The sequence below is a fragment of the Thalassococcus sp. BH17M4-6 genome, assembly GCF_049323015.1.
GTDB lineage: Bacteria > Pseudomonadota > Alphaproteobacteria > Rhodobacterales > Rhodobacteraceae > Puniceibacterium.
This window is the reverse complement of sequence record NZ_JBMPGU010000003.1, coordinates 127,425-150,781: the sequence shown is the minus strand read 5'-3', so window position 1 is coordinate 150,781 and position 23,357 is coordinate 127,425. Positions and strand designations below refer to the sequence as shown.

Annotated in this window: 19 protein-coding genes and 1 tRNA gene; 7 read left to right on the top strand and 13 right to left on the bottom strand. The window is 66.4% G+C overall.

Features of this window, described 5'->3' with window-relative positions; translation table 11 throughout:
• Nucleotides 1-87 precede the first annotated feature (87 nt).
• Nucleotides 88-1,344 carry a tRNA (N(6)-L-threonylcarbamoyladenosine(37)-C(2))-methylthiotransferase MtaB gene (gene mtaB, locus ACOXXX_RS05580; RefSeq protein ID WP_422825565.1) on the bottom strand — a complete coding sequence of 419 codons (1,257 nt, stop codon included), beginning with the start codon at nt 1,342-1,344 and terminating at the stop codon, nt 88-90.
• Nucleotides 1,341-2,174: a diaminopimelate epimerase gene (gene dapF / locus ACOXXX_RS05575; RefSeq protein ID WP_422825564.1), complete on the bottom strand. Its 834-nt coding sequence runs from the start codon at nt 2,172-2,174 to the stop codon at nt 1,341-1,343. Before dapF ends, mtaB begins: the two co-directional genes overlap by 4 nt.
• 116 nt (nt 2,175-2,290) lie before the next feature.
• Between dapF and ACOXXX_RS05570 the strand changes: the two genes are divergently transcribed.
• Nucleotides 2,291-2,366: transfer RNA gene (locus tag ACOXXX_RS05570), tRNA-Lys, on the top strand.
• Nucleotides 2,367-2,466: 100 nt separating this feature from the next.
• On the opposite strand, the gene ACOXXX_RS05565 is transcribed toward ACOXXX_RS05570, so the two are convergent.
• From ACOXXX_RS05565 to ACOXXX_RS05545, 5 genes are read right to left on the bottom strand one after another with little or no spacing between them, the layout of a single operon-like run.
• Nucleotides 2,467-3,654 (bottom strand): MFS transporter, encoded by a 1,188-nt coding sequence (locus ACOXXX_RS05565; RefSeq protein ID WP_422825563.1) that lies wholly within the window; start codon nt 3,652-3,654, stop codon nt 2,467-2,469.
• Entirely contained in the window at nt 3,651-4,955 is a 1,305-nt protein-coding gene (locus ACOXXX_RS05560; RefSeq protein WP_422825562.1) for a protoporphyrinogen/coproporphyrinogen oxidase, read from the bottom strand. The genes ACOXXX_RS05565 and ACOXXX_RS05560 overlap by 4 nt, the downstream gene beginning before the upstream one ends.
• Nucleotides 4,956-5,807, bottom strand: coding sequence for an AfsA-related hotdog domain-containing protein (locus ACOXXX_RS05555; protein ID WP_422825561.1), 852 nt, complete (start codon nt 5,805-5,807; stop codon nt 4,956-4,958).
• Nucleotides 5,804-6,616 carry a tryptophan synthase subunit alpha gene (trpA, locus tag ACOXXX_RS05550; RefSeq protein ID WP_422825560.1) on the bottom strand — a complete coding sequence of 271 codons (813 nt, stop codon included), beginning with the start codon at nt 6,614-6,616 and terminating at the stop codon, nt 5,804-5,806. Before trpA ends, ACOXXX_RS05555 begins: the two co-directional genes overlap by 4 nt.
• Nucleotides 6,616-7,281 carry a phosphoribosylanthranilate isomerase gene (locus tag ACOXXX_RS05545; protein WP_422825559.1) on the bottom strand — a complete coding sequence of 222 codons (666 nt, stop codon included), beginning with the start codon at nt 7,279-7,281 and terminating at the stop codon, nt 6,616-6,618. The genes trpA and ACOXXX_RS05545 overlap by 1 nt, the downstream gene beginning before the upstream one ends.
• Before the next feature lie 391 nt (nt 7,282-7,672).
• Between ACOXXX_RS05545 and ACOXXX_RS05540 the strand changes: the two genes are divergently transcribed.
• The 3 genes from ACOXXX_RS05540 to ACOXXX_RS05530 all read left to right on the top strand — a co-directional run bounded on the left by ACOXXX_RS05540 (nt 7,673) and on the right by ACOXXX_RS05530 (nt 12,466).
• A complete protein-coding gene (locus tag ACOXXX_RS05540) occupies nt 7,673-8,563 on the top strand; it encodes an outer membrane lipoprotein-sorting protein (RefSeq protein WP_422825558.1) in 891 nt (296 codons plus the stop codon).
• A 98-nt stretch (nt 8,564-8,661) separates the two neighbouring features.
• Nucleotides 8,662-11,073: an efflux RND transporter permease subunit gene (locus ACOXXX_RS05535; RefSeq protein ID WP_422825557.1), complete on the top strand. Its 2,412-nt coding sequence runs from the start codon at nt 8,662-8,664 to the stop codon at nt 11,071-11,073.
• Complete coding sequence (locus tag ACOXXX_RS05530) at nt 11,060-12,466, top strand: UbiD family decarboxylase domain-containing protein (protein ID WP_422825556.1); 1,407 nt, start codon at nt 11,060-11,062, stop codon at nt 12,464-12,466. The genes ACOXXX_RS05535 and ACOXXX_RS05530 overlap by 14 nt, the downstream gene beginning before the upstream one ends.
• Before the next feature lie 9 nt (nt 12,467-12,475).
• Here the strand turns inward: ACOXXX_RS05530 and ACOXXX_RS05525 are convergent, their stop codons facing one another.
• Genes ACOXXX_RS05525 through ACOXXX_RS05505 form a run of 5 tightly spaced genes read right to left on the bottom strand, consistent with a single transcriptional unit; the run spans nt 12,476 to nt 16,989 of the window.
• Nucleotides 12,476-13,162, bottom strand: coding sequence for an ABC transporter ATP-binding protein (locus ACOXXX_RS05525; protein ID WP_422825555.1), 687 nt, complete (start codon nt 13,160-13,162; stop codon nt 12,476-12,478).
• Complete coding sequence (locus tag ACOXXX_RS05520) at nt 13,159-13,908, bottom strand: ABC transporter ATP-binding protein (protein ID WP_422825554.1); 750 nt, start codon at nt 13,906-13,908, stop codon at nt 13,159-13,161. Before ACOXXX_RS05520 ends, ACOXXX_RS05525 begins: the two co-directional genes overlap by 4 nt.
• Nucleotides 13,901-14,884, bottom strand: a complete 984-nt coding sequence (locus ACOXXX_RS05515; RefSeq protein WP_422825553.1) for a branched-chain amino acid ABC transporter permease — start codon at nt 14,882-14,884, stop codon at nt 13,901-13,903. Before ACOXXX_RS05515 ends, ACOXXX_RS05520 begins: the two co-directional genes overlap by 8 nt.
• A complete protein-coding gene (locus ACOXXX_RS05510; protein ID WP_422825552.1) occupies nt 14,881-15,801 on the bottom strand; it encodes a branched-chain amino acid ABC transporter permease in 921 nt (306 codons plus the stop codon). The genes ACOXXX_RS05515 and ACOXXX_RS05510 overlap by 4 nt, the downstream gene beginning before the upstream one ends.
• 54 nt (nt 15,802-15,855) lie before the next feature.
• Nucleotides 15,856-16,989, bottom strand: coding sequence for an ABC transporter substrate-binding protein (locus ACOXXX_RS05505; protein ID WP_422825551.1), 1,134 nt, complete (start codon nt 16,987-16,989; stop codon nt 15,856-15,858).
• 203 nt (nt 16,990-17,192) lie between these two features.
• On the opposite strand from ACOXXX_RS05505, the gene ACOXXX_RS05500 reads away from it, so the two are divergent.
• The 3 genes from ACOXXX_RS05500 to ACOXXX_RS05490 are packed head-to-tail and all read left to right on the top strand — an operon-like array spanning nt 17,193 to nt 22,620.
• Nucleotides 17,193-17,870, top strand: coding sequence for an ImuA family protein (locus ACOXXX_RS05500; RefSeq protein ID WP_422825824.1), 678 nt, complete (start codon nt 17,193-17,195; stop codon nt 17,868-17,870).
• Nucleotides 17,839-19,305, top strand: coding sequence for a Y-family DNA polymerase (locus ACOXXX_RS05495; protein ID WP_422825823.1), 1,467 nt, complete (start codon nt 17,839-17,841; stop codon nt 19,303-19,305). The genes ACOXXX_RS05500 and ACOXXX_RS05495 overlap by 32 nt, the downstream gene beginning before the upstream one ends.
• A 12-nt stretch (nt 19,306-19,317) precedes the next feature.
• Entirely contained in the window at nt 19,318-22,620 is a 3,303-nt protein-coding gene (locus tag ACOXXX_RS05490) for an error-prone DNA polymerase (protein ID WP_422825550.1), read from the top strand.
• Between the two features lie 27 nt (nt 22,621-22,647).
• Here ACOXXX_RS05490 and ACOXXX_RS05485 read toward each other — a convergent pair whose 3' ends face one another.
• The gene (locus ACOXXX_RS05485) at nt 22,648-23,319 is read right to left on the bottom strand and encodes a DUF1045 domain-containing protein (RefSeq protein WP_422825549.1); all 672 of its coding nucleotides are present in this window, start codon (nt 23,317-23,319) and stop codon (nt 22,648-22,650) included.
• Nucleotides 23,320-23,357: the final 38 nt, after the last annotated feature.

The following is a 23,357-nucleotide window of genomic DNA, read 5'->3' as shown; positions in this document are numbered from 1 at the left end:
TGGGGGCCTTCAGAGCCCTTTATACTCGGCTGAATACTGGCAAAAAATCGCGCGGCTGTCGATCCGGACCCGGAGGCTGACGTTTTGTCAGGCTGTCAGATGCCCCGCCCCCGTGCCGGTGATCCGGGTGGTGACGATTGCGCCTTCGGTTTGCGGCGTGGCAAAGCGCACTTCGGTGAACTGTTCGGTCCGGCCCATCTCGGGCGATTCCATCAGTACCCGGTGCGTGCGACCGACCTGCGCCGACAGGTGCCTTGCGACGGCGGCGGAGCCTGCCGCGCGCAGGCGCGCGGCGCGCGCCTTGATGGTGCCGCCATCGACCTTGCTGGGGATCTTCGCCGCAGGCGTCCCGGGCCGGGCGCTGTAGGGAAAGACGTGCAGCCACGTCAGATCGCAGTCCTCGACCAGCTTCAGCGAGTTTTCGAAATGCGCTTCGGTCTCTGTCGGGAAGCCGGCTATGATATCCGCGCCAAAGGTCATGTCGGGGCGCAGGCGGCGCGCCTCTTCGGCAAAGCGAATGGCGTCGTCGCGCAGGTGGCGGCGCTTCATCCGCTTCAGGATCAGATCGTCGCCGTGCTGCAGCGACAAGTGCAGATGCGGCATCAGCCGGTGTTCGGTGGCGATGGCCTGCATCAGGTTTTCATCGACCTCGATGCTGTCGATGCTGCTGATCCGCAGGCGCGGCAGGTCGGGCACCAGTTTCAGGATGCGCATGACCAGATCGCCCAGACGGGGTTCGCCCGGCAGATCAGCACCCCAGGAGGTAAGATCAACGCCGGTCAGCACCACCTCATTGTAACCCGTATCCACCAGCCGCTTGATCTGGTCCACCACCACGCCGGCAGGCACCGACCGGGAATTGCCGCGACCGTAGGGGATGATGCAGAAGGTGCAGCGGTGGTCGCAGCCGTTCTGAACCTGCACATAGGCGCGGCTGCGGGTGCCGAAGCCGTCGATGAGATGACCGGCCGTTTGCGTGACCGACATGATGTCGTCGACCATCAGCTTTTCCGTCTCGCCGATGAAATCCGCGGCCAGCGTCCGCCAGGTCTGTGGGGCCATCTTCTCGGTGTTGCCGATGACGGCGTCGACCTCGTCCATGGCGGTGAAGGTCTCGGGTTCCGTCTGCGCGGCGCAGCCGGTGACGATCAGCCGCGCCTCGGGGTTTTCGCGGCGCAGGCGGCGGATTTCCTGACGCGCCTTGCGCACCGCCTCGGAAGTGACGGCGCAGGTATTGACGACGACCGCACCCGAAAGGCCCGCCTGTGCGGCCAGTTCCTTCATCGCCTCGGTCTCGTAGGTGTTGAGCCGACAGCCAAGCGTGGTGAACTTGGGCGGGGTCATATCTGCGCCAGCCAGTCCGCGGTCAGCGTGCCGCTGGCCACGTGCATCGTCGGACCGGTCATCCAGACGCCATCGTCGCGCCAGTCGATCATCAGCGTGCCGCCGTCCAGATCAATCCGCACCGCGCGCCCGGTCAGCCCGCGCCGCGCCGCCGCGACCGCCGTCGCGCAGGAGGACGAGCCGGAGGCCAGCGTGGCACCCACGCCGCGTTCCCACACCCGCATGCGCAGGTGATCGGGGCCGATGACGCTGGCCACCTGCACATTGGTGCGCTGCGGATAGAGCGGGTGATGTTCATACCTGGGGCCGAACGCCTCAAGCGCCACGGCGTCTGCGTCCGGCACGAAGAAGGTGCAATGGGGGTTGCCCATGCCGGTGGCCGTAGGCCCGCCTTCGATGGGCAGTTCGAGCGTGTCCATCTCTTCGGCCAGCGGAATGTCAGCCCAGTCAAGCTGCGGCGCGCCCATGTTGACGCGGGTGAGGCCCTGGCCCGCATCTTCGGCCCGCAGGCTGCCGCGGTCCGTGGTCAGGGTCAGGGCATCGCGACCGCGCTCATCCATCAGGAAGCGGGCGATGCAGCGGGTCGCATTGCCGCAGGCGGCCGAGGTCGATCCGTCGGAGTTGTAGAAGGTGAGATGCGCGTCGCCCGGTCCCTCATCTGTGATCAGCGCCAGCTGGTCGAAGCCCAGTCCGCGGTGCCGGTCGCCCAAGGCCAAGGCCAGCGCGGGCGTGACCGCGATGGCCCGCGCACGCGCGTCCAGCACGACGAAGTCGTTGCCCAGCCCGTGCATCTTCATGAACGGCAGGTCAGAGGGGGTGGCGATGCTCATGCCCGCGCATATACGCGCCTTGCACGGCGCTTTCCAGAGCCGCGCCGCGCCGCCTTTGTTTTGCGCGTTTTTGGGGTTGACCGCATGGGGCGGCCTTTCTAGATACCCCGCCTAGTGGGCCGTTAGCTCAGTTGGTAGAGCAACTGACTTTTAATCAGTGGGTCGCAGGTTCGAATCCTGCACGGCTCACCACTGCATCCCTTCGCGTCGCCAGATGGGCGTTGGCCGTCTTCAGGCTGGCGTGATTCGGTAGGTCCCCGGCCGTTCTCCAAATTTGTGCGCAGCCCGTCTCTCAGGCGGCGTTTTCGCGGAGCCATTGCGCCCAGGGGCGCAGGTTGGCGCGGTTGGTCCAGAGGAAGGCTGCCAGGCCAAGGCCGAGGGCCGTGGCATAGAACGGTAGGCGCGGGTTGCCATAGCTCAGGATCAGCGCCAGCGCCGAGGCCGCGACCTGTCCGGCGTAAAGCGCCGACGCGATGAGGCCCGCGATGGCATTGGCGGTGGCGGGGGTGCTGTGAGTCATGATCTGGCGCACGGTCATCGGCAGAAGCGCGCCGAATCCGGCACCGATCAGCGCCGCCGCCAGCAGCAGCGCGGGCACCGATGCAGCGAGACCGAATTCGAGCAGGCCCAGAACGACCGCGATGATCGCCGCCGCCTGCGCCACTGGCCCCGAGACCGTTTGCAACAATGCCCCGATGCGCAAGGACACCAGCCCGCTGACCAGCGTGGCGCAGGCAATGACCAGCCCGGACAGCGCGGGGGTTTCCACCAGCACCGGGACAAAGGGCGCCTGCACCGGCACGAGGTAGAACGCCGTCATCGCCAGGCCGACCGTCACCAGCGGGAGCCTGATTGCCTGCATCGGGGGCCGGGTTGTGGCATCCAGCTGGGGGCTCGCGGGGGCGCGCCAGTCAAGCCCCGCGGCGAAGAACGCGACCGGCAGGGTCAGCAGGTAAAGCAGGAACGGCACTTGCCAGCCCAACTGCGCCAGCAACCCGCCCACGAGCACGAAACCGACGCCGCCGAAGGTGTTGATCGCGGCTTGTCGGCTGATCACGTGGCCCCGCGTTTCGCCCTCAAAGAGCGCGGCAATCGCGGCGGTGGCGAAACACAGCGTCGCGGCGGTGGCCAGCCCCAGCCCGATCCGCGTCGCCAGAAGCCAGCCGAAGTTCTGGGCGAAGCCGCCCGCCACGCCCATCGCCGCCATGGCGCAAAGCGCGATCACGAAGCCCATGCGCTGATCGACCTGCGCCGTCCGCCGCCCGATCCAGGGACCGGCGCACATGATGACGAAGGCGGGCAGCACCAGCGCCACCCGGCCCCAGACCGAGGCCTGCGAGGCGCCAAGCGCGGCCTCGATGGCGGGGATGGCCGGAGCGATGGCAGCCCCGCTCATCACTGCGCAGGCGCTGGCGGCCCAGATCACCCCGCGCCGCGACGGCGCGAGGCGGGGCAGGGGGGCAAGCTCTTGGGTGCTCATGCCGCGACCGATGTGCGGGTGGCGGGGGCCAGCAGACGCTGCACCGCCAGATCGGCCGAGGTCAGGCAGCCTTCCATCGTGTGCCCCTCGAGGTAATCGCCCGCGACCTCAAGCCCCTGCAACGTCTCCACCGCACGCAGCAGGTCGCGTTTCACCTGGGTGAAATGCGGGGCATAGCCGCAAATGCCGCCGGTGTGGCGCGCCACGTGCACCTTTAGGCGCTTGGCGTCGATCGGCATCCGCTTGGAAAAGCTGTCTTCGGCGATCTGCACCAGTTCGGCATCCGACCGGTCGAGGATGTCGCGCGCGGCCTTGCCCGACATGGTGAACCGCACGTGATGCGGCGAATGCAGCCGGTTGGCCGAACAATGGCCCAGCGGTGCGCCCGGTTCGAACATGATCGAATGCACCCCGTCGCGGAACACCGGTGCGTCATACACCACGTTGATCAGCGCCAGCGGGAAATAGCGCAGCGAATCCAGCGCCACGCGGCCATAGGCGGGCAGGGTGACCAACTGGCGCAGCACATGCGCGGGCACCGCCGAAATGACCCGGTTGGCGGGCACCATGCGGGCGCCGTCTTCATCTTCCAGCATGAGGCCGGACACATGGCCGTCATAGGTCATGATCTGTTTCACGCGCGAGCCGAAGCGGATCGTCTTGCCCTCGGCCAGCCTGTCGTGGAATCGTCCGATGCCGCCGGCGACCGCGTGATGTGAGCCCTTGCCGAAGCCCGAGGCAAACAGCATCATCAGCGACGGGTAAAGCTCGGAGGGCTCTGCCCCGCCCATGATGATCGAGAAAAGCCGCAGCGGCCCGGCGCACAGCTTCTTGGTGAAGTGCTTGTCGATGGTGGCGTGGTCCCACTGCTTTTCCACCTGCTCGATCAGGCCGGAGGAATAGTTCAGCCGGTCCGCGTTGCGCTTGGCATAGCTCAGGAAATTGCGGAACTGCAGCGCGCCGCGCGGTCCCAGCGCCGAGGCAAGCCGCAGGTCGCCGTTGAGCGTCTTGGACTTTTCCAGCGCCACAAGCTGGTCGTTCAGGACGATGTGAAAGCCCGGATGCTGATCCTCGAATTCGGTCAGGCCGAATTCGTCCAGCATCGCGTTGAAGCGGGGCCAGGCGCTCGAGAAATTCTTGCCGCCGATCTCAAACGCATGTTCGCCCTGCCGGATGCAGGCGGCGCGGCCACCGACATGTTCGCCGACCTCGTGGATGATGCTTGGAATGCCGCGTTTGGCCAGAAAGTGGGCGGTGCCCAGGCCGGAAACACCGGCACCGATGATGTGAACGGGGTCCATTCAGGTCTCTCCTTGAGGGGTCTTTGCCCGGCGTTGCACGCGGGCGGTGTGGATGGCGCATTTGGCAAAAGGCTTCTGCGCGGCATAAAGCCAGGCGCTGCGCGACATGCGCCCGCGTCCGATGGGGGCGAATTCCCGCGCCCCGCGCAGATAGACGCCGTCGGACAGGTCGGGGATGGGCGCCGTCTGTTCGATGCTGACGCCGGTCAGGATGTCGCGGATCCGCTGGTCACCGTCCTGCGTCGCGTTGAGGTAGCGCTGCACCTGCATGAACGCTTCGAGCAGGTAAAGCGGATGCACCGCCTGGGTGGTGTCGGCGAAAAGGCAGTCCTGCGACAACGGCAGCAGCCGCGCTTCGATCTGTGTGTCGGTGATGACAGGCGTGGTGATCAGCACGTTTTCGGCGCGGTGCTTGTTGAGCGGCGCCCCGGCGCAGGGCGGCAGGGCGCGCAGCGGCCCGGGCGGGCGACGGTGCGGCATGGGCTTGACCATGCGGGTCAGCTCCACCTCGATCCGGGCGCGCAGCGTGTCGTCCTGGGTGATGTCGACGATGCAGAGCTCGCGCCCGTCACGGTCCTGGCTGCGCGAGGACACAAGGATTGGCGAATCGAACAGTGTATACTGGATGAATTCCGCAGTGATGCGGCTGACGAAACAGGGCGCCTGCGCGGAATTCTGCGCCGCCTGCACGGCCCCTTCGAGCAGCAGCAGGCCCGGCACGTGGTCCAGCGGATGATCGAAAAAGAACGGATGCGTCTGGTCCACGTGCAGCAGCGCCGTGTCGGGGCGGTTGCCGACCGTGTAGGCCAGAACCGCGTTGCGCAGGTTCATCCGGCGGTCGAGCGCGCTCATTTCACCGTCTCCCGCTGCAACTGCTCGATAAAGAGCGCGGCTTGCAGGACCGGATCTTCGCCGGACTTGAGCGCGTTCTCCACGACTCCGGCGACGGCACTGCCGACGATGGCGATGTCGCAGCCCGCGCGGAAGGCGCGGCCGACGTCGTCGGGGGTGCGCAGGCCGAATCCCAGCGCGACGGGCAGGTCTGTATGGCTGCGCAGCGCATCGATCTGGCAGGTCAGGATTGCCGGATCGACCGCCCCGCCGGACCGCCCGTAGGTGGACACGAGGTAGATGAAGGCCGATGCGCCGTCGATCACCTGCCGCCGCACGTCCGGCCCGGCGTTTGCATAGATCGTGCCCACGACCGGCAGACCCGCCCAAGCGGCCGCCGCCTGGAACCGCCCGGTCAGGGCCGGGGGCAGGCCATGCGGCAGCACCCCGGCCATCCCGGCGCGGGCGGCCAGGCCCAAAACCCGTTCAAAGCCGTGCGGACGCAGGGTGTGGCTTGAATCCGCCAGCAGCACGATCTTGATCCGGTCGGTGAATTCCGACGCCATGTCGATCACCGCCTCGATCTCGGCCTCCTGGCTGAGCGCGCGCTCATGCGCGCGGATCAGCGTGGCGCCATCGGTAAAGGCGTTGCGGAAGGGCACGCAAAGCTCGACCCATTCCACGCCCATCTCGGCGCAGTGGCGCAGCAGCGCGCGGGTCGCGTCAAGCGACGGGTCGCCCGCCATGATCAGCGGGCAGACGGCCGGACGCCGCAGGGCGCGGGCCGGAGCGACGGAAATCGCCGCGGAAAAGTCGGGGGAATGTTTCATCAGGCCACCTGGAATAGATTGGAGGGAGAGGAAGCAAGAACCAGCATGCGCGCGGCCTTGCGTTGAATGGCGCCGCCCCGCAGACGGGCGGCGGAATCGACATCGACGGCTTCGATGCAGCTGTCGTCGGCCAGATCGCAGATCCGGTCGGCGGTCAGCCCTCCGGCCAGCCAGACCCGCGCGCCTTCAAGCCGCTCGATCCACCTTGCGACCTGGCGCGAGCAGAGGCTCACGCCGCTGGACCCGATGGCCTGGCGCCCGCCGAACCGGTCGATCAGGAAGACGTCGCATCCGGCGTTGCGGTAGGAATCGATCATCCGGTCCAGCGGGCAGTCGCCTTCGTCGTCCACATGCACCGTCTTGATTAGGGTCAGGCCCTGATCCTTGAGGTAGGCGATGTCGCGCGGGGCGTTGAAGCCGTGCAACTGGATATGGCGGACTTTGGTTTCCTTGAGCAGCGCCCAGAGTTCCTTGACCGGCCGACGCACGCTGACCGCGACCGGGGTGATGGTCTCGCAGCGTTCGGCAAGCTCGACGAACCTGGCATCGTTGAGGTTGCGGGGGTGTCCTTCGATGCCGGTCCACAGACCTGCATATCTGGCACCTTCCTGGCTGAGGATGTCCAGTTCGTCACGGTTGGTGATGCCACAGATTTTCAGATCCATCTATTACGTCTCCGGCGTCTTGAATTCGGCTTGAATGCCACTGATCCGACGCTAGCGACGTTCCTCGTCACGTAGTGTTCAATAATTCACTGAGATATTTGCCCCGTTCACAGAGCATCATGAACCGGTGCGTTTCGTGATTTAAGTGTGTTGTTCGAAAGCAAGTCTATGAAGATAAGTGACTTTTACCTGTCAATCTGACGTGACAGGTGCGTCGCACACGCATAAGGCGAATTATTCAGTCACCTAAGATCATAATCGGAAATATTGCGCGTGAATTGTTCAGACAAAGCGACGAAACGCTTTTTTGTTTTCACCGGGAGTCCCGTCAAGTTGGCGATGGAATGAAAAAACACTGTTCCATTATCAATCTGAACGAAGGACATCTCTCATGCTCTCCAAGACCCGGACTTCCCTTTTTGCCCTCGCCACGGCGGCCGTCGCGTCGCTGGCCGGTATCGCCCAGGCCGAACCGCTGCTGGACAAGGCCACCCCTACCTCGCCGCTGATGAACGACTGCCGCGAAGTCATGGAAGCGGTGCAGAATCGCTACAACGGCTATGACAGCTGGCGCATCGTGCACATGAAGATCACCGACGAGACCGGTGCCGTGAAAACCCGCCGGATCGCAGCCGCGCACAAGAACTACGGCATCAACCGCCAGCTGAGGTCGTACGTTTTCGACCCGGCGGAACTCGCAGGTGTCGAATCGTCGGTGCGCGACAGCTTTGTAAAAGAACTGCCCGACAAGGTCTGGGTCTACCTGCCCTCCGCCGACAAGATCATCGACGTGAAATCCGAGGACCTGAGCCAGCGTCTTTACGGATCCGACCTCGCGGTTGGCGAAATGCTGATCCGTCAGGCCGATGATTACGACTGCGAAATGCTGGGCACCGGCGAATTCCGCGGCTATCCGGTCTACAAGATCTACGTGAACCCGCGCACCGAGGACGAGGTCATCCGCCTGGGCCTGCGCGACGGCGAGCTTTGGGCCGACACCGAAACCTTCATGCCGATCTACTCCAGCTTCAACGCTGACGCGCCCAACGAACAGCGCGTGCTGGAAACGCTGGACCTGCGCTGGGTGAACGGCGTCTTCGCGCCGGCCCGCTACCGCGTGTCGACCATCAAGGAAGGCCGCGTCGTGTCCTTCTCGGATTTCGAAACGCAGGGCGAGGCGTTCAACATCGGCCTGCCGGACGAGTGGTTCGACCTTGATGACCTGTCGAACTCCGCCAGCACCTTCAAGGATTTCCGCAGCGAATCCTTCGTCAACAACTGATCCGGACGGGATGCGGCGCGCCCTGCGCCGCATCCCAACCGATCCCAATTTCAGCAGGAGCCTGACAAATGCATCCGCTTTCCTTTCTCGAAAGCCTGATGACCCGCTTTCTTCAGACGGTGTACACCCACCGGATCAAGGCGCTGGTCATCCTTCTCGCCGCGGTTTTCGGCTATGTCGCGACTAACCTTCCCAACCTTCAGAAAGACGGACGCGTCGAAGCGTTCATGCATGAAAGCGATCCGGCCCTGGACACTTATTATGCGATGCGCCGCGAATTCGGCCAGGACAACCGCCTCGTCGTGGCCGTCGCCTCGGACAACGTCTTCTCGACCGAGTTTCTGACGAAATTCTCGAGAATGCACCGCGAACTGGCGGACAACGTGCCTTACGTGTCCGAGATCTTTTCGCCCTACAACATTCCGTTCATCGAGCATGAAGACGGCGGCGTTTACCTGGAAGAGCTGGTGCGCAACATGCTGCAGCGCGGCCGCGATCCGCAGGAGCTGCGCGAGCGTATCCTGTCGACGCCGCTGTACCAGAACTTCATCGTCTCCAAGGACGGCAGCACCGCGGCGGTGGTCATCGAACCCTACCGCTATGCCCCCGCCGCCAACGACTGTGTGCCCGATCCGTCGCAGGGCCTGATCTGCCCGGCGGTCTTCACGCCGCTGTCGGAACGTGCGCTTCTGGGTGCGCCGCAATACGCCGAAATGACCGCCGCCGCGCGCCAGATCGTGGCCCGCTACGAGGGCGAAGGCTTTGACGTGCACATCGCCGGGGCGCCCGTCCTGTCGACGGAAATCGTGCGGATGATGGAAGGCGACATGCCGCGCTTTACGCTGGCTTGCGTGATCATCACGGTTCTGGCGATGCTGGCGCTGCACCGCAGTTTCCTTATCGCGATCGGGGCGTTCCTGTCCTTCGCCACGGCGATCTTCTCGACCTTGGCTACCATTTCGCTGACCGGCACCGCGATGACCCCGCCGACGCAGTTGCTGATCCCGATGACGTTGGTGGTGGGGCTGTGTACCTACATCCACTTCATCGCAACCGTGCTCAAAACGCGCAGCACCGAACCGGATGGCCGCAAGGCGCTGGCCAATGCGGTGAAAAAGGCCAATACGCCGATCCTGTTCACCGCGCTGACCACCGCCGGGGGCCTGCTGGGTCTGGCGGCCGCACCGCTGGCTCCGATCACGGCACTGGGCATCTTTGGCACCGTGTCGGTGGGCCTGTCCTATGTGCTGGCGATGATCTGGGCGACGCTGGTCTTCCGCACCCTGCCGGAGCGTTACCTCAACCGTCAAAGCGACAAGCCGGGCGTCATCGCGTCGGTGCTGCACGCCGGTGCCATGATGTCGGCGCGTTCCCCGCGTCAGACGCTGGCGGTTTGCGGGGCTTTCGTTCTGGCCGCCGGTCTTGGCATCTTCCAGCTGAGCTATTCGCACAACTCGCTGCTGTGGCTGCCCGGCGATAACGATGCGCGCCTGTCGACCGAATATATCGACGGCACGTTTCAGGGCACCGTGAACCTCGAGATGGTGATCACGCCCACCGAAGGTCTGGATTTCCGGGACGAGACGCTGCTCAAGGCGGTCGAGGAAACGGCACGCGGATCCTATGCCGCCGTCGATATCCCGATCGGGCGCCACACCTCGATCATCTCTTTCGTCGAGGAAACCAACCAGGCGATCAACGATGGCGATCCGGCGGCGCTGACCATCCCCGGTCAGGAGGAGATCTGGGACCAGATTCTGCTGCTCGAAGGGCAGGGGATCGACGACATGAAGCGTTACGTGTCGATGGACTATTCGTCGGGCCGCGTGTCCTTCCAGACCCCCTGGCTCGAGGCGAAGCTTTATTCGGACGTGATCCAGACCATCGAGACACGGTTCGAAGCGGCCCTCGGCGACACCGCCACGGTCGAAAGCACCGGCCTCATCGCGCTGCTTGCCAAAACCTCCAAGAAGGTGCTGGACAGCATGACGGTGTCCTACGCGCTGGCTCTGGCGCTGGTCACCGCGATGATGGCGGTCGCGCTGCGGTCGGTCGGGCTGGGCCTCGTGAGCATGATCCCCAACGTCGCCCCCTTCGCGGTGCTGCTGGGGGTGATGGGTTACCTGGGCATTCCGCTCGATACCTTCACCGTGCTCATCGGCGGCATCATCACCGGCCTCATCGTGGACGATACGCTGCACTTCTTCCACAACGTGCGTGAGCGTTTGTCGGCGGGCGAGATCATGGAGAACGCCATCGGCGGCGCCATGGCCGAGATCGGCCGGGCGATCTTCACAACCACGATCGTCGTGATGGCTGGCTTTGCGGTCTTCACCATGTCGTCCATGTCCAACATCCAGAGCTTCGGCCTGCTGATGGCATCGGGCGCGCTGCTGGCGCTGCTGTCCGAGGTCTTTATCGGACCGGCGGTCCTGATGATCTACGATCGCCTGACCAACCGTCAGCCCACCGCCGCCCCGGCACGGGGTCTGGCCGATGCTCCGGCATAAGGTTCGAGCAGAGGAGGGGGCCGCGCTGGATTTGCGCGCGGCCCTCGCCACCCTCAGGGATTGCCCGGCTGACGCCGGGCAATTCTTGCTGAAGGACGGCTTTTCCCCCGATGCCGCCTGTACCGATTTCGCCTATGCCCATGCCGGTGTGCCCGCGCGCCCCCGGTCCGGGTCGGAACCTGCGGTGATTTATCGCCAGCCACATGGCCCCGACCTGCTGCTGGGTCTTTACGGCTGTGAACACCGGCTCAAGCATTGGATGCCGGGCCTGCGGGGCCGCCCCTTGCCCGAAGCCTGCGCCACTCTGGCACCGATTCCCCCGGTGGTCGCGCCGGTGCAGCACGACAGCTGGGAAGGTGTGGACCTGGCGCGCCTGCCGTTCCCCCGCGCCACCGCCCGCGATGCCGGGCCCTATATCACCATGGGCTTTGTCATGACCGGCCAGCAGGGTCCCGGCCTGGCGCTGTCGGCGCACCGGATGCTGGTTTTGGACGACCGGCGGCTTGCCATCTTCATGCTGACCAGCCGCCATCTGCGCCACCGTGCGCAAGCGGCCTGGAGCCGGGGCGAGGATTTGCCCGTCACGATCAACATCGGCGTACCGCCCGCCGTCGCCGTCGCCTCGGCCACCGCCACGGCGCACCTGCCGCCGGGCATGGACAAGCTGTCGCTGGCGGGTGCGCTGGGAGGGGCACCCGTCGCGCTGTCGGGGGGCGACGCGCCCTGCCTTGCGCAGTCGGAATTCGTGCTGCACGGGCGGCTGACGCCGCAGACCTGCGCCGAAACCCTGGGCGACCGCCCGGCGGGCGTGACCATGCCGGAATTCCTTGGCTACGACGGCCATGCCGGGCCGCCCTTGCAGGTGATCGAGGTCACCGCCATCACCCAGCGCCCCGGCGCGATTCTGCAGGCGACGCTGGGGCCGGGGCGCGAGCAATGCGCGATCCTCGGCCTGGGCGGCGCATTGGCGCAATCGCTGGCGCTGGCCGCGCGGGGCGGGCTGTCGCAGATCGCGGATCTGCGCTACGCCATGGCCGGAGGCGGCATGCTGATGCTTTACGTGGCGCTACGCCCCGACGCGGCGCGACAGCTGGATCTGGCGCGGCTGGCCCGACGGCTGATCGAGGTGATGCCGTTTACCAAGACGATCGTCTTTACCGACGACGATGTCAATCTTGCCTGCGACGAGGATGTGCTTTGGGCGATGACGACCCGCTGCAACCTCGCGCAGGACACCCATGCTATCGACGGGCTGCGGCCTCTGCGCATGGACCCGTCGCAGACCGAGGACTGGCACGCCGCCCGCGGTGGCGCGGTGCCGACCCGCGCCTGGATCGACGCCACCCGGCCCGCCGCCCTGCGCGCCGCCGCCACGCGCAGTTTCGACGGCTAGGCGCCGCCCTCAGACACCGACGTAGCGCGCGGTGATGTCGGGCGTGAGGTCGGCCATGGGCCCGGACCAGACGGTCTTGCCGCGCGCCAGCACCACGGCGGTGTCGGCCACCTGCGCCAGTTCGCGCACCGATTTGTCGATGAGCAGGATCGCCATGCCGGTGTCGCGTCTGAGCCGCGCGATGGCGGTCCAGATTTCCTGCCTCACCAGCGGGGCCAGCCCCTCGGTCGCCTCGTCGAGGATCAGCAGGCGCGGGTTGGTCATCAGCGCCCGCCCGATGGCCAGCATCTGCTGTTCGCCCCCCGACAACGACGCGGCGCGCTGCCCGCGGCGTTCGCCCAGCCGGGGAAAGAGGGTGGCCACCCGCGCCTCTGTCCATTGCCCCGGGCGGGCGGCGGCCAACAGGTTTTCGGACACCGTGAGGTCGCGAAAACAGCGGCGGCCTTCTGGCACCAGCCCGATGCCCAGCCGCGCGGCGCGGTGGCTGGGCAGGGCGTGCAGGTCATGGCCATCCAGCCGCAGCCTGCCCGACGATGTGATCATCCGGCAGATCGCCTTGACGGTGGTGGATTTGCCCATGCCGTTGCGCCCCATCAGCGCCATCACCTGGCCTTCGTCCAGCGTCAGATCGACACCGAAAAGCGCCGGCACCGGCCCGTAGCTTGCGGTCAGGTTGCCCACCTCGAGCAGGGTCATGCGCCGTCCCCTAGGTAGGCATCGCGCACGGCCTGGGACCGCCGTATCTCATCCACCGTGCCGGTGGCGATCACGCGGCCATAGACCAGCACGCTGATCCGGTCGGCCAGAGCAAAGACCGCGTCCATGTCATGCTCGACCAGCAGGATCGGCGCCTCGGTCCGCAGTCCGTCCAGGAACGTGGTCAGGGTTTTCGATCCTTCCGCCCCCAGCCCCGCCATCGGTTCGTCCATCAGGAAGGCGCGCGGCGCCAGCGTCAGCGCCACCGCAACCTCGAGCTGGCGCCGCTGTCCGTGGCTGAGGATTGCGGTGCGCGTGCCCGCATGATCTGCCAGCCCGACCCGTTCCAGCGCCGCCATGGCCCGGTCGCGCAGCTCTCGGTCCGCCGTCACCGCGCGCCAGAACCGCCAGGGCCTGCCCGAGCGGCCAAGCGCGCCCAAGAGGGCGTTTTCCAGTACCGTATCCTCCATCGCCAGGGCAGAGATTTGAAAGGTCCGCCCCAGCCCGCCGCGGGCGCGGGCCTGGGTGCTGTCGCCGGTGACATCGCGGCCCCGCAGTTCGACCCGGCCGCTGTCGGGCCGCAGCGCGCCCGAGATCTGCGCGATCAGCGTCGATTTGCCCGCCCCATTGGGGCCGATCACCGCATGGATTTCGCCCCGGCGCAGGTCGATCGACACGTCGTCCGTGGCGGTAAGCGCCCCGAACCGCTTGCTCAGATTGCGGGTGGCGAGCACGGCGTCAGACATGCGGCCCGTCCTTGCCGGTCAAAAGGCCGACCACGCCGCCACGGGCGAAGAGCACGATGCCCAGCAGCACCGCCCCCAGCCAGACGTGCCAGAACGCCGTCAGCCCGCCCAGCCAATGTTCCAGCGCCACGAAGAGCGCAGCACCGATGACCGGCCCGAAAAGCCGCCCCACACCCCCGATCACGATCAGCACGATGAGTTCGCCCGACATCTGCCAGCTGAACATCGACGGGCTTACAAAGCGGTTGAGATCGGCAAAAAGCGCCCCCGCCAGCCCCGTCACCGCGCCCGAGATCACGAAAGCCCAAAGCCGCAGGCGGAACGGGCTCAGACCCACGGTTTCGACCCTTTGCGGCACCTGCCGCGCGGCGTTGAGTGCAAGGCCGAAGGGCGACGCCCTAAGCCGCCAGTTCAGCACCAGCGCCGCGCAAAGCAGGGCCAGGCAGAGGCCGTAGAACTGGATGGGCACCAGCGTGTTGAGGCCGGGAAAGCCGTTGCGCACATAGATCGACAGCCCGTCTTCGCCGCCATAGGCGCTCCAGGAGATGGCGAAGTAATAGAACATCTGTCCGAAGGCGAGGGTTAGCATGATGAAATAGACGCCCGCGCTGCGCACCGACAAAAGCCCGATTACCAGCGCCCCCAGCGCCGAGGCCACCACTGCCGTCAGCCAGATCACCGGCATGGATTTGCTGCCCGGCACGGTCAAAAATCCAAGGTCCAGCGGCGCATAGCTCTGCGCGTGAGAGGCGAGGATGCCCATGGCATAGCCCCCCAGGCCGAAGAACGCCGCGTGGCCCAGGCTCACCAGACCGCCGATCCCCAGAGCGATGTTCAAGCCTACTGCCGCCAGCGCCAGGATCACCGCGCGGGTGGCCAGCGTGATGGTGAACGGCTGATCGGCGATCAGCGCCCAGACCGGCAGCGCCAGCAGCCCGGCCAGGACCATCAGGTTCACATAGCGTTCCGCGATCATGCCCGCGCCCCGAACAGGCCCGCGGGCCGCCAGATCAGCACACCGCTCATCAGGATGTAGACCGCCATCGACGCCAGCGCCGATCCGGTTTGCGTGGCGGCGCCCGCCTCCATGAAAAGCTTGAAAAGCTCGGGCAGAAAGATGCCGCCCAGCGTGTCGGTCAACCCGACCAGCAGCGCCCCGATAAACGCGCCCTTGATCGACCCGATGCCGCCGATCACGATCACCACGAAGGCGAGGATCAGCACAGGTTCGCCCATGCCGACCTGCACCGACTGGATCGCGCCGACCAGCGCGCCGGCAAGCCCCGCCAGCGCCGCGCCCATGGCGAAGACCAGCGTGTAGAGCCTTGAGATGTCAACGCCCAGGGCGGCGATCATTTCGCGGTCATTTTCGCCTGCGCGGATCTGCATGCCGATCCGCGTGCGCGCGGTCAGCCACCACAGCCCCAGCGCCACGGCGATGCCGATGCCGATCAACGCCAGCCGGTAGCGCGAATATTCGATGCCGCCGGGCAGGCTGACCGGTCCCGACAGCGCGTCGGGCACATCGAGGTACAGCGGGAAAGAGCCGAAGACCCAGCGCGTGCCTTCGGAAAAGATCAGGATCAGCGCGAAAGTGGCCAGCACCTGGTCCAGATGCGGCGCGGCGTAGAGCCTGCGGATGACGGCCACCTCGATCAACACGCCCGCGATGCCCGCTGCGGTCAAGGCGCCCACAAGCGCCAGCAAGAACGATCCAGTCGCCCCGGCGACGGCGGCGGCGGCAAAGGCGCCGATCATGTACAGCGATCCATGCGCGAGGTTGATCAGGCCCATGACCCCGAAGATCAGGGTCAGGCCCGCCGCCATCAAAAACAGCATCACCCCGAACTGAAGCCCGTTGAGCACCTGTTCGGCCAGAAGAATGAACGACATGCACCGCGCCCCGTTGGTCGCGGCCCCGCCCGGTCAGGGACGGGGCCAGACGGTTCACTTGAGCGCGCAGTCCGACGCATAGGCGTCGGCGTGGTCTTCAAGCGCCACCCCGATCACGCGGTTGGTCAAAACGCCGTCGGCCATCACGACCTCGCGGGCATAGATGTCCTGCACCGGATGGTGGTTCGATCCGAAGGCGAAATCGCCTCGGGTGCTGTCGAAATCCGCGGCCTCGAGTGCCGCGCGGAAGGCATCGGCATCCGACACCTCGGCCTTGTCCAGCGCCGACAGCAGCAGGTTTGCCGTGTCGAAGCCCTGGCTGGCGTAAAGCGATGGCAGGCGGTCGTACTTGGCGGCAAAGCTTTCGACAAAGGCGGTGTTGGTGGCGTTGTCCAGATCGGGCGACCACTGGCTGGTATTGACCACGCCAAGCGCGGCCTCGCCCACGGCGCCCAGGATGCCCTGGTCAAAGCTGAACGCCGGACCGATCACCGGGATGTCGACGCCGCTGTCGGCATATTGCTTGAGAAAGGAAATCCCCATGCCGCCGGGCAGGAAGAAGAACACGCTGTCGGCGCCCGAGGCGCGGATCTGCGCGATCTCGGCAGCATAGTCGGTCTGACCCAGCTGGGTATAAAGCTCGTCCGCGATCTCGCCTTCGTAGAACCGCTTGTAGCCGGTCAGCGCGTCCTGGCCCGCCGGATAGTTGGGCGCGAGGATAAAGCTGTTCTGATAGCCGACGCTGTTGGCGTAGGAACCGGCGGCTTCGTGCAGGTTGTCGTTCTGCCAGGCGACGTTGAAGTAATTCTCGTGACAGCCCTGTCCGGCCAGTTGCGACGGGCCGGCGTTGGGCGAAAGGTAGAACACCCCCTGGTTCACCGCCGATGGCACCACCGCCATGGCGAGGTTCGACCAGATGATCCCGGTCAGCACGTCCACCCGGTCCGACTGGATCATCCGGTCGGCCAGCTGCACTGCGATATCGGGTTTGCGCTGATCATCCTCGATCACCACCTCGATGTCGTCGCGGCCCGATTGTTCGATGGCCAGCATGAAGCCGTCGCGCACGTCAATGCCAAGGCCCGCGCCACCGCCCGAAAGCGTGGTGATCATGCCCACCTTGGTGTCGGCAAACGCCGGTGCGGCCATGAGCGAGCAGAGCGCTGCGGCCGAAAGAAGTCGTTTCATCTGTGGTCTCCCTGTCGTGCTGGTCTTGAAATCCGACCCTGTTGGAAAGCGGCGGCTTTGTCCAATCCGGTTTCCGCGCGGGCGCAGAAAACCATGGTTCGGGACGATTTGTAAGGTGTGATCGCGGCGGCGGACGGGTTTGACGAAAACCGGAACACGCGATAGAACAAAAAGTGAACAAATGGGGGATTCGCGACATGGATATGGGGGTGTTGCAAGGGCACAAACGGCTGCTGCGGCAGATGCATCAGCCCGCGCAGCGCAAACATACCTTGTCCGAGGTGTTTCCCGCCACGGCCTGCGACGCAGCGGCGGTGGGCTTTGTGCTGTCGCGGCTGCCGCGTCGCGCGGGGCCGATCCTGTGGGTGCAGGACCGGCTGTCCCGCAAGGAGGCCGGGCGTCCCTGTCTGGCCGGAATCGGCACCGCGCGTCCCGTCATCATGGTCGATCTGTCGCGCGCGGTCGATGTGCTTTGGGCGATGGAGGATGGTCTGAGATGCAAGGCTTTGGCGGCCGTGATCGGCGAGGTGTGGGGCGATCCGCCAGCGCTGGACTTCACCGCGACCAAGCGGCTGGCCCTGCGTTCCGAGGCGGCAGAGGTGCCGTGCTGGCTGATCCGCCGCGCTGCCTCGGCCGATCTGAGCGCGGCGCGCGAACGGTTTCGCATCGCGTCCCTGCCGTCAGCCCCGCATCCCGACGATGCGCAGGCGCCGGGCCTGCCGCGCTGGTCGCTCGACCTGTTCCGGTCGCGCCGCACGAAACCGGGTCAGTGGGTGGCGACCTATGACCGGGCGGCGGATCGTCTCGATCTCGTTGCCGCAGTTCGCGATGGAACGCTGGCAGCAGGTGATGGAACGGCAGGGCGACGCGCCGTCGGATGACATTCCGCTGGTGCTGGCGCGCGAAGGGCAGCACGGCCCGGTCGTGCATGCCGCCAACCGCACCGCGCGCCTGAACGGCATCCACATGGGCGCGCGCATCGTCGACATGCGCGCGATCTGCCCCGAACTGCAGGTGCATTACGCCGATCCGGCGGGCGACCGCGCGGCGCTGGACCGGCTGGTGCTGTGGGCGCGGCGCTGGTGCCCCTGGACGGTACGCGACTGCGATGACGGTCTGATCCTCGACACCACGGGGTCGGATCACCTGATGGGGGGCGAATCCGCGATGCTGGTCGAGATGGAGACCCAGCTGGCGATGCTGGGGCTGAGCGCGCAGCTGGCGGTGGCCCCCACCTGGGGGGCGGCCTGGGCACTGGCGCGGTTCGGGCCGGTGCGGTCGGTCTGCGACGCGGACCAGATCGACATCCGGCTGGGGCCGCTGCCGGTCGCGGGCCTGCGGCTTGATGCCGAAACGCTGCTTTTGCTGCGCCGCCTGGGGCTCAGGACCATCGGCGCGCTTTTGCAGGTGCCGCGACTGGCGCTGACCCGCCGCTTCGTGAAGGCCGGGCTGGCCGCGAACCCGCTGCTGCGGCTGGACCAGGCGCTGGGCAAGCTGGCCGAACCTGTCTCGAGCGTCGAGGCGCCGCCGCGCTTTCGGGTGCAAAGCCGTCTGGCCGAACCGATCTTCGACCCCGCCCCCTATCTGCCCGCGCTGTGCGAGGATCTGTGCGCGGCACTTGCGCAGGCGGGGCAGGGGTGCCGCCGCCTGCACCTGACGGTCTACCGCACCGACGGCGATGTCAGCCATATCACGGTTGCGACCTCGGCCACGACCCGCGATCCGGCGCATCTGCACAGCCTGTTTCGCGACAAGCTCGACCGCCTCAATCCCGGGTTCGGCTTTGACCTCATCACCCTCGATGCCGCCGGGGTCGAGGAAATGCAGGCGGTGCAGAACCGGCTGGAAGGGGGCGCGGACGAGGATCTGCAACTGATCCGGCTGGTGGACCGGCTGAGCGCGAAATTCGGGCCCCGCGCGGTGACCCGCCCGGTGCTGCACGAAAGCCATGTGCCGGAACGGGCCGAACGGCAGGTCGCGGCGCTGGCCGCCGTCCCGGATGCCGGGGTGGCGGTGGCCCGCGAACGCCCGCTGCGGCTTTTCGATCATCCCGAGGAGATCCGCGTGCTTTACGCCGTGCCCGAAGGCCCGCCCGCGCAGTTCGTCTGGCGCAGGCAGACGCACCGGGTGGCGCGCTATGCCGGGCCGGAACGCATCGCGCCGGAATGGTGGACCGACCGCCCCGGCACCCGGCTGCGGGACTATTTCAAGGTCGAGGATCAGACCGGGCGGCGCATCTGGATTTATCGCGAGGGCCTGCACGGCGACGGGCGCGGCGGCGACCCGCGCTGGTTCGTGCATGGCTGTTTCGGATGACGGGTGTGCCGCATGCCTGAACCCAGCCATCAGCCCCCCCGGCGCACCATCGAAGAGGACGATCTGCGCCCCAATCCGCCCGCCGATTATGTCGAGCTTGGGCTGGCCACCTGCTTTTCCTTCCTGCGCGGGGCGTCGGATGCGGTGGACCTTGCCACGACCGCCAATGCGCTGGGCTATGACAAGCTGGGCTGTGCGGACCTCAATACCATGGCGGGGGTGGTGCGCCTGCACGCCGCGGCGCTGAAGGCGCAGATCACCCCGGTGATCGGCTGTCGCCTGCGTCTGGTCACGGGCGAGGAGTTTCTGGCCTATCCCCGCGACCGCGCGGCCTACGGGCGGCTCTGCACGCTGCTGTCCAAGGGCAAGATGCACGACACCGAAGGGCGCTGGCAGGCCAAGGGCGCCTGCGACATTACGCTCGACGATCTGGCGCAGCATGCCGAGGGGGTGCAGCTCATTGCCCTGCCGGGAGAGGATCTGCGCCACTTCGCGGCCGGTCTGCGCCGTCTGGTCCGGGCGCTGCCGACGCTGCAGCACATCGCCGCCAGCTGTCTGTACCGCGGCGACGACCGGGCGCGGATCAACCGGCTGGACCGGCTGGCCCGCAGTCACGGCCTGTCGATCCTGGCCACCAACGACGTGCGTTACCACACCCCCGCGCAGCGCCCGCTGCAGGATGTGATGACCTGCATCCTGCACAAGACCACGATCCAGAAGGCGGGGTTCCTGCTGGATGCCAATGCCGAACGGCACCTGAAATCGCCCGCGCAGATGCAGCGGCTCTTTGCCGAATGGCCGCATGCGATCCGCGCTACCCGGCAGGTTGCCGATGCCTGCCATTTCGATCTGCGCGAACTGTCCTACGAATACCCGCGCGAAACCGTGCCCGAGGGGCGCACGCCGCAGGATTATCTTGAAGAGCTGACCTGGAAAGGCGCGGACTGGCGCTATCCCGGCGGGGTGCCCGACCGCGTGAGAGAGACCCTCCGCAAAGAGCTGGACCTGATCGCCAAGCTGGATATCCCGCAGTATTTCCTGACCATCTACCGCGTCGTGACCTTTGCCCGCTACGAATGCCAGCCGCCGATCCTGTGTCAGGGGCGCGGATCGGCGGCCAATTCGGCGGTCTGCTATGTGCTGGGCATCACCGCCGTGGACCCCGACCGCAACGACCTGCTGTTCGAACGTTTCATCAGCGAGGAACGCCGAGAGCCCCCCGATATCGACGTCGATTTCGAACACGAACGGCGTGAGGAGGTGATCCAGCACATCTATGCCGAATACGGCCGCGACCGCGCGGCGCTCTGCGCCACGGTCATCCATTACCGCCCCCGCATGGCGGTGCGCGAGGTCGGCAAGGTCATGGGCCTGTCCGAGGATATCACCGCCGCGCTGGCCAAGACGATCTGGGGCTCCTGGGGCCGCGAGGTAGGCGCGCGCGAGGCGGCAGAGGCGGGCATCGACCTGTCCGATCCGCTGATGGCGCGCACCATCAAGCTCGCCGATCAGCTGATCGGCATGCCCCGGCATCTGGGCCAGCATGTGGGCGGCTTTATCCTGACCGAAAAGGCCCTGACCCAGACCGTGCCCATCGGCAATGGTGCGATGCCCGAGCGCAGTTTCATCGAATGGGACAAGGACGACATCAACGAATTGCGCATTCTCAAGATCGACGTGCTGGCCCTGGGGATGCTGACTTGCATCCGCAAGGCCTTCGATCTGATCGAAAACCATTATGGCCCGAAACTGACCCTGGCCAGCATCGAAGAGGGCGACACCGCCACCTATGACATGCTCTGCAAGGGCGACAGCCTGGGGGTCTTTCAGGTCGAAAGCCGGGCGCAGATGAACATGCTGCCCCGGCTCAAGCCGCGGGAATTCTACGATCTGGTCATTCAGGTCGCCATCGTCCGCCCCGGTCCGATCCAGGGCGACATGGTGCATCCCTACCTGCGCCGTCGCAGCGGCAAGGAGCCCGAGGAATATCCCTCCCCGGGGCCGCAGTACGACCCGGACGAACTGCGCAAGGTTCTCAAGCGCACCAAGGGCGTGCCGATCTTTCAGGAGCAGGCGATGAAGATCGCCATGGTCGCGGCCGAATTTTCGCCCGACGAGGCCAACCAGCTGCGCAAGGCCATGGCCACCTTCCGGTCGCGCGGCACCATTGGCAAGCTTGAGGACAAGATGGTCGGGCGGATGATCCGGCGCGGCTATGATCCGGAATTCGCCAGCCGCTGCTTCAACCAGATCAAGGGCTTTGGCGACTATGGTTTTCCCGAAAGCCATGCCGCCAGCTTTGCGCATCTGGTCTATGTCTCGAGCTGGATCAAGTGCCACTATCCGGATGTCTTCTGCGCGGCGCTGCTGAATTCGCAGCCCATGGGGTTCTACGCGCCCGCGCAGATCGTGCGCGATGCACGCGAACACGGGATCACCGTGCGCGCACCCGATGTGAACTACAGCCAGTGGGACAACACGCTGGAACCCGAAGGTCCCGGCGTCTTTGCGGTGCGGCTGGGGCTGCGGCAGGTGGATGGCCTGCAGCAGGCCGTGGTCGGCCGGATCATCGCGGCGCGTGATGCGCCTTACACGGATCTGGTCGACCTCAAGCAGCGCGCGCGTGTCGATGCGGGCAGCCTGCGCAAGCTGGCGGCGGCGGATGCGATGCGGTCGATGACGCTGGACCGCAGGCAGGCGCTGTGGGAAACCCGGGCGCTGCGCGACGCGCCCGATCTGCCGCTCTTTGCCGACACCCGCGACGAAGGGCCCGAGGCGCGGTTCGATCTGCCCGCGATGCCGGTCTGCGAACATGTGGTGGCCGATTATCAGACCATGCGGCTGTCGCTCAAGGCGCATCCCATGGCCTTCATGCGCAAGAGCCTGATCGCGCAGGGGTTTTGCAGCACCGCCGATCTTGACCACAGCCGCAATGGCCAGAAGGTGCGCCTTGCGGGCATCGTGCTGATCCGACAGCGCCCGGGCAGCGCCAAGGGCGTGTGCTTCATCACGCTCGAAGATGAACAGGGCGTCGCCAATCTGGTGGTCTGGCCAAAGGTGATGACGGCCTTTCGCAAGGTCATCATGCAATCGCGCCTGATCGACGTGCAGGGGATCGTGCAGCGCGGCGACGGGGTCATTCACGTGGTGGCCCATCACCTGAGCGACCGCAGCGATGCGCTGTCGCGGCTGTCGAACGAAGACATGCAACCGCCGCTCGCCCGCGCGGACGAGGTGACGCGGCCCTTGCCCGCCGCGTCGCACCGGCACCCGCGCGATGTGCGGGTGATCCCGAAATCGCGGGATTTCCACTGATCTTTCGCTGGCCTTTCGACCGGCCCGTCAGCCCGCCAGCGGATAGCGCCGTATCAGTTCAAAGCATCCGTCGGCCCGTTCGCCCACCAGCGCCACCGCGTCCAGGGCAAAGGGTGCGGGCAGGGGCGGCAGGTGATCGGCAAGCGTGTCCTGCCAGTGTCCGATCCGGTCGCGGGGCAGGCGCCCCGTCAGGGTCATGTGAAAGCGGAATTCCTCGATCACGTAAGGATAGCCCCAGGCGGTCAGCATCGCCTCTTGCCGCGCGGTCAGCCCGGATTTGCGGCGGCGCGCCAGTTCCGCGTCGGTGGGCGCGGCGCGGAACCGGTCAAGGTCTCGTACGCAATCGGCGGCAACCCGGCCGATGCCGCTGGCATCGCCCGTCGCCGTCAGCGCCAGGAACCGGCCCAGGGGTGTGAGGGTCAGCCCGTCGCAATGCGCCGGCGCGCAAACGGCGACTAGCGCGGCGATGGCCTCTTCAAGCGCCTGCTGGGACATACCCGGGGCCAGGCGAAAGGGCGGCTTCAGCGTCCCGTGAAAGCCGTATTTCCGCGGTGTCGCGGTGACGTCTTCGATGTCGGGCAGGTCCGGCTGCTTTGCCGCCGCACCACGCACCACGTCCCATCCCAGCCAACCCGCGCCGAACGCGGCCAGCGGCCCGTCGGGCGGCAGATAGTAGATCCCGAAGCGCGTGTAAGACATGAACCGGCCCCTTGCATCGCCCGCTGTCGCCCGATCCA

Bases quoted from the DNA above. Each gene is read 5' to 3' on its own strand.
- mtaB (WP_422825565.1), bottom strand. From the start codon at position 1,344: ATGACCCCGCCCAAGTTCACCACGCTTGGCTGTCGGCTCAACACCTAC.
- dapF (WP_422825564.1), bottom strand. From the start codon at position 2,174: ATGAGCATCGCCACCCCCTCTGACCTGCCGTTCATGAAGATGCACGGG.
- ACOXXX_RS05565 (WP_422825563.1), bottom strand. From the start codon at position 3,654: ATGAGCACCCAAGAGCTTGCCCCCCTGCCCCGCCTCGCGCCGTCGCGG.
- ACOXXX_RS05560 (WP_422825562.1), bottom strand. From the start codon at position 4,955: ATGGACCCCGTTCACATCATCGGTGCCGGTGTTTCCGGCCTGGGCACC.
- ACOXXX_RS05555 (WP_422825561.1), bottom strand. From the start codon at position 5,807: ATGAGCGCGCTCGACCGCCGGATGAACCTGCGCAACGCGGTTCTGGCC.
- trpA (WP_422825560.1), bottom strand. From the start codon at position 6,616: ATGAAACATTCCCCCGACTTTTCCGCGGCGATTTCCGTCGCTCCGGCC.
- ACOXXX_RS05545 (WP_422825559.1), bottom strand. From the start codon at position 7,281: ATGGATCTGAAAATCTGTGGCATCACCAACCGTGACGAACTGGACATC.
- ACOXXX_RS05540 (WP_422825558.1), top strand. From the start codon at position 7,673: ATGCTCTCCAAGACCCGGACTTCCCTTTTTGCCCTCGCCACGGCGGCC.
- ACOXXX_RS05535 (WP_422825557.1), top strand. From the start codon at position 8,662: ATGACCCGCTTTCTTCAGACGGTGTACACCCACCGGATCAAGGCGCTG.
- ACOXXX_RS05530 (WP_422825556.1), top strand. From the start codon at position 11,060: ATGCTCCGGCATAAGGTTCGAGCAGAGGAGGGGGCCGCGCTGGATTTG.
- ACOXXX_RS05525 (WP_422825555.1), bottom strand. From the start codon at position 13,162: ATGACCCTGCTCGAGGTGGGCAACCTGACCGCAAGCTACGGGCCGGTG.
- ACOXXX_RS05520 (WP_422825554.1), bottom strand. From the start codon at position 13,908: ATGTCTGACGCCGTGCTCGCCACCCGCAATCTGAGCAAGCGGTTCGGG.
- ACOXXX_RS05515 (WP_422825553.1), bottom strand. From the start codon at position 14,884: ATGATCGCGGAACGCTATGTGAACCTGATGGTCCTGGCCGGGCTGCTG.
- ACOXXX_RS05510 (WP_422825552.1), bottom strand. From the start codon at position 15,801: ATGTCGTTCATTCTTCTGGCCGAACAGGTGCTCAACGGGCTTCAGTTC.
- ACOXXX_RS05505 (WP_422825551.1), bottom strand. From the start codon at position 16,989: ATGAAACGACTTCTTTCGGCCGCAGCGCTCTGCTCGCTCATGGCCGCA.
- ACOXXX_RS05500 (WP_422825824.1), top strand. From the start codon at position 17,193: ATGGGGGTGTTGCAAGGGCACAAACGGCTGCTGCGGCAGATGCATCAG.
- ACOXXX_RS05495 (WP_422825823.1), top strand. From the start codon at position 17,839: ATGGAACGGCAGGGCGACGCGCCGTCGGATGACATTCCGCTGGTGCTG.
- ACOXXX_RS05490 (WP_422825550.1), top strand. From the start codon at position 19,318: ATGCCTGAACCCAGCCATCAGCCCCCCCGGCGCACCATCGAAGAGGAC.
- ACOXXX_RS05485 (WP_422825549.1), bottom strand. From the start codon at position 23,319: ATGTCTTACACGCGCTTCGGGATCTACTATCTGCCGCCCGACGGGCCG.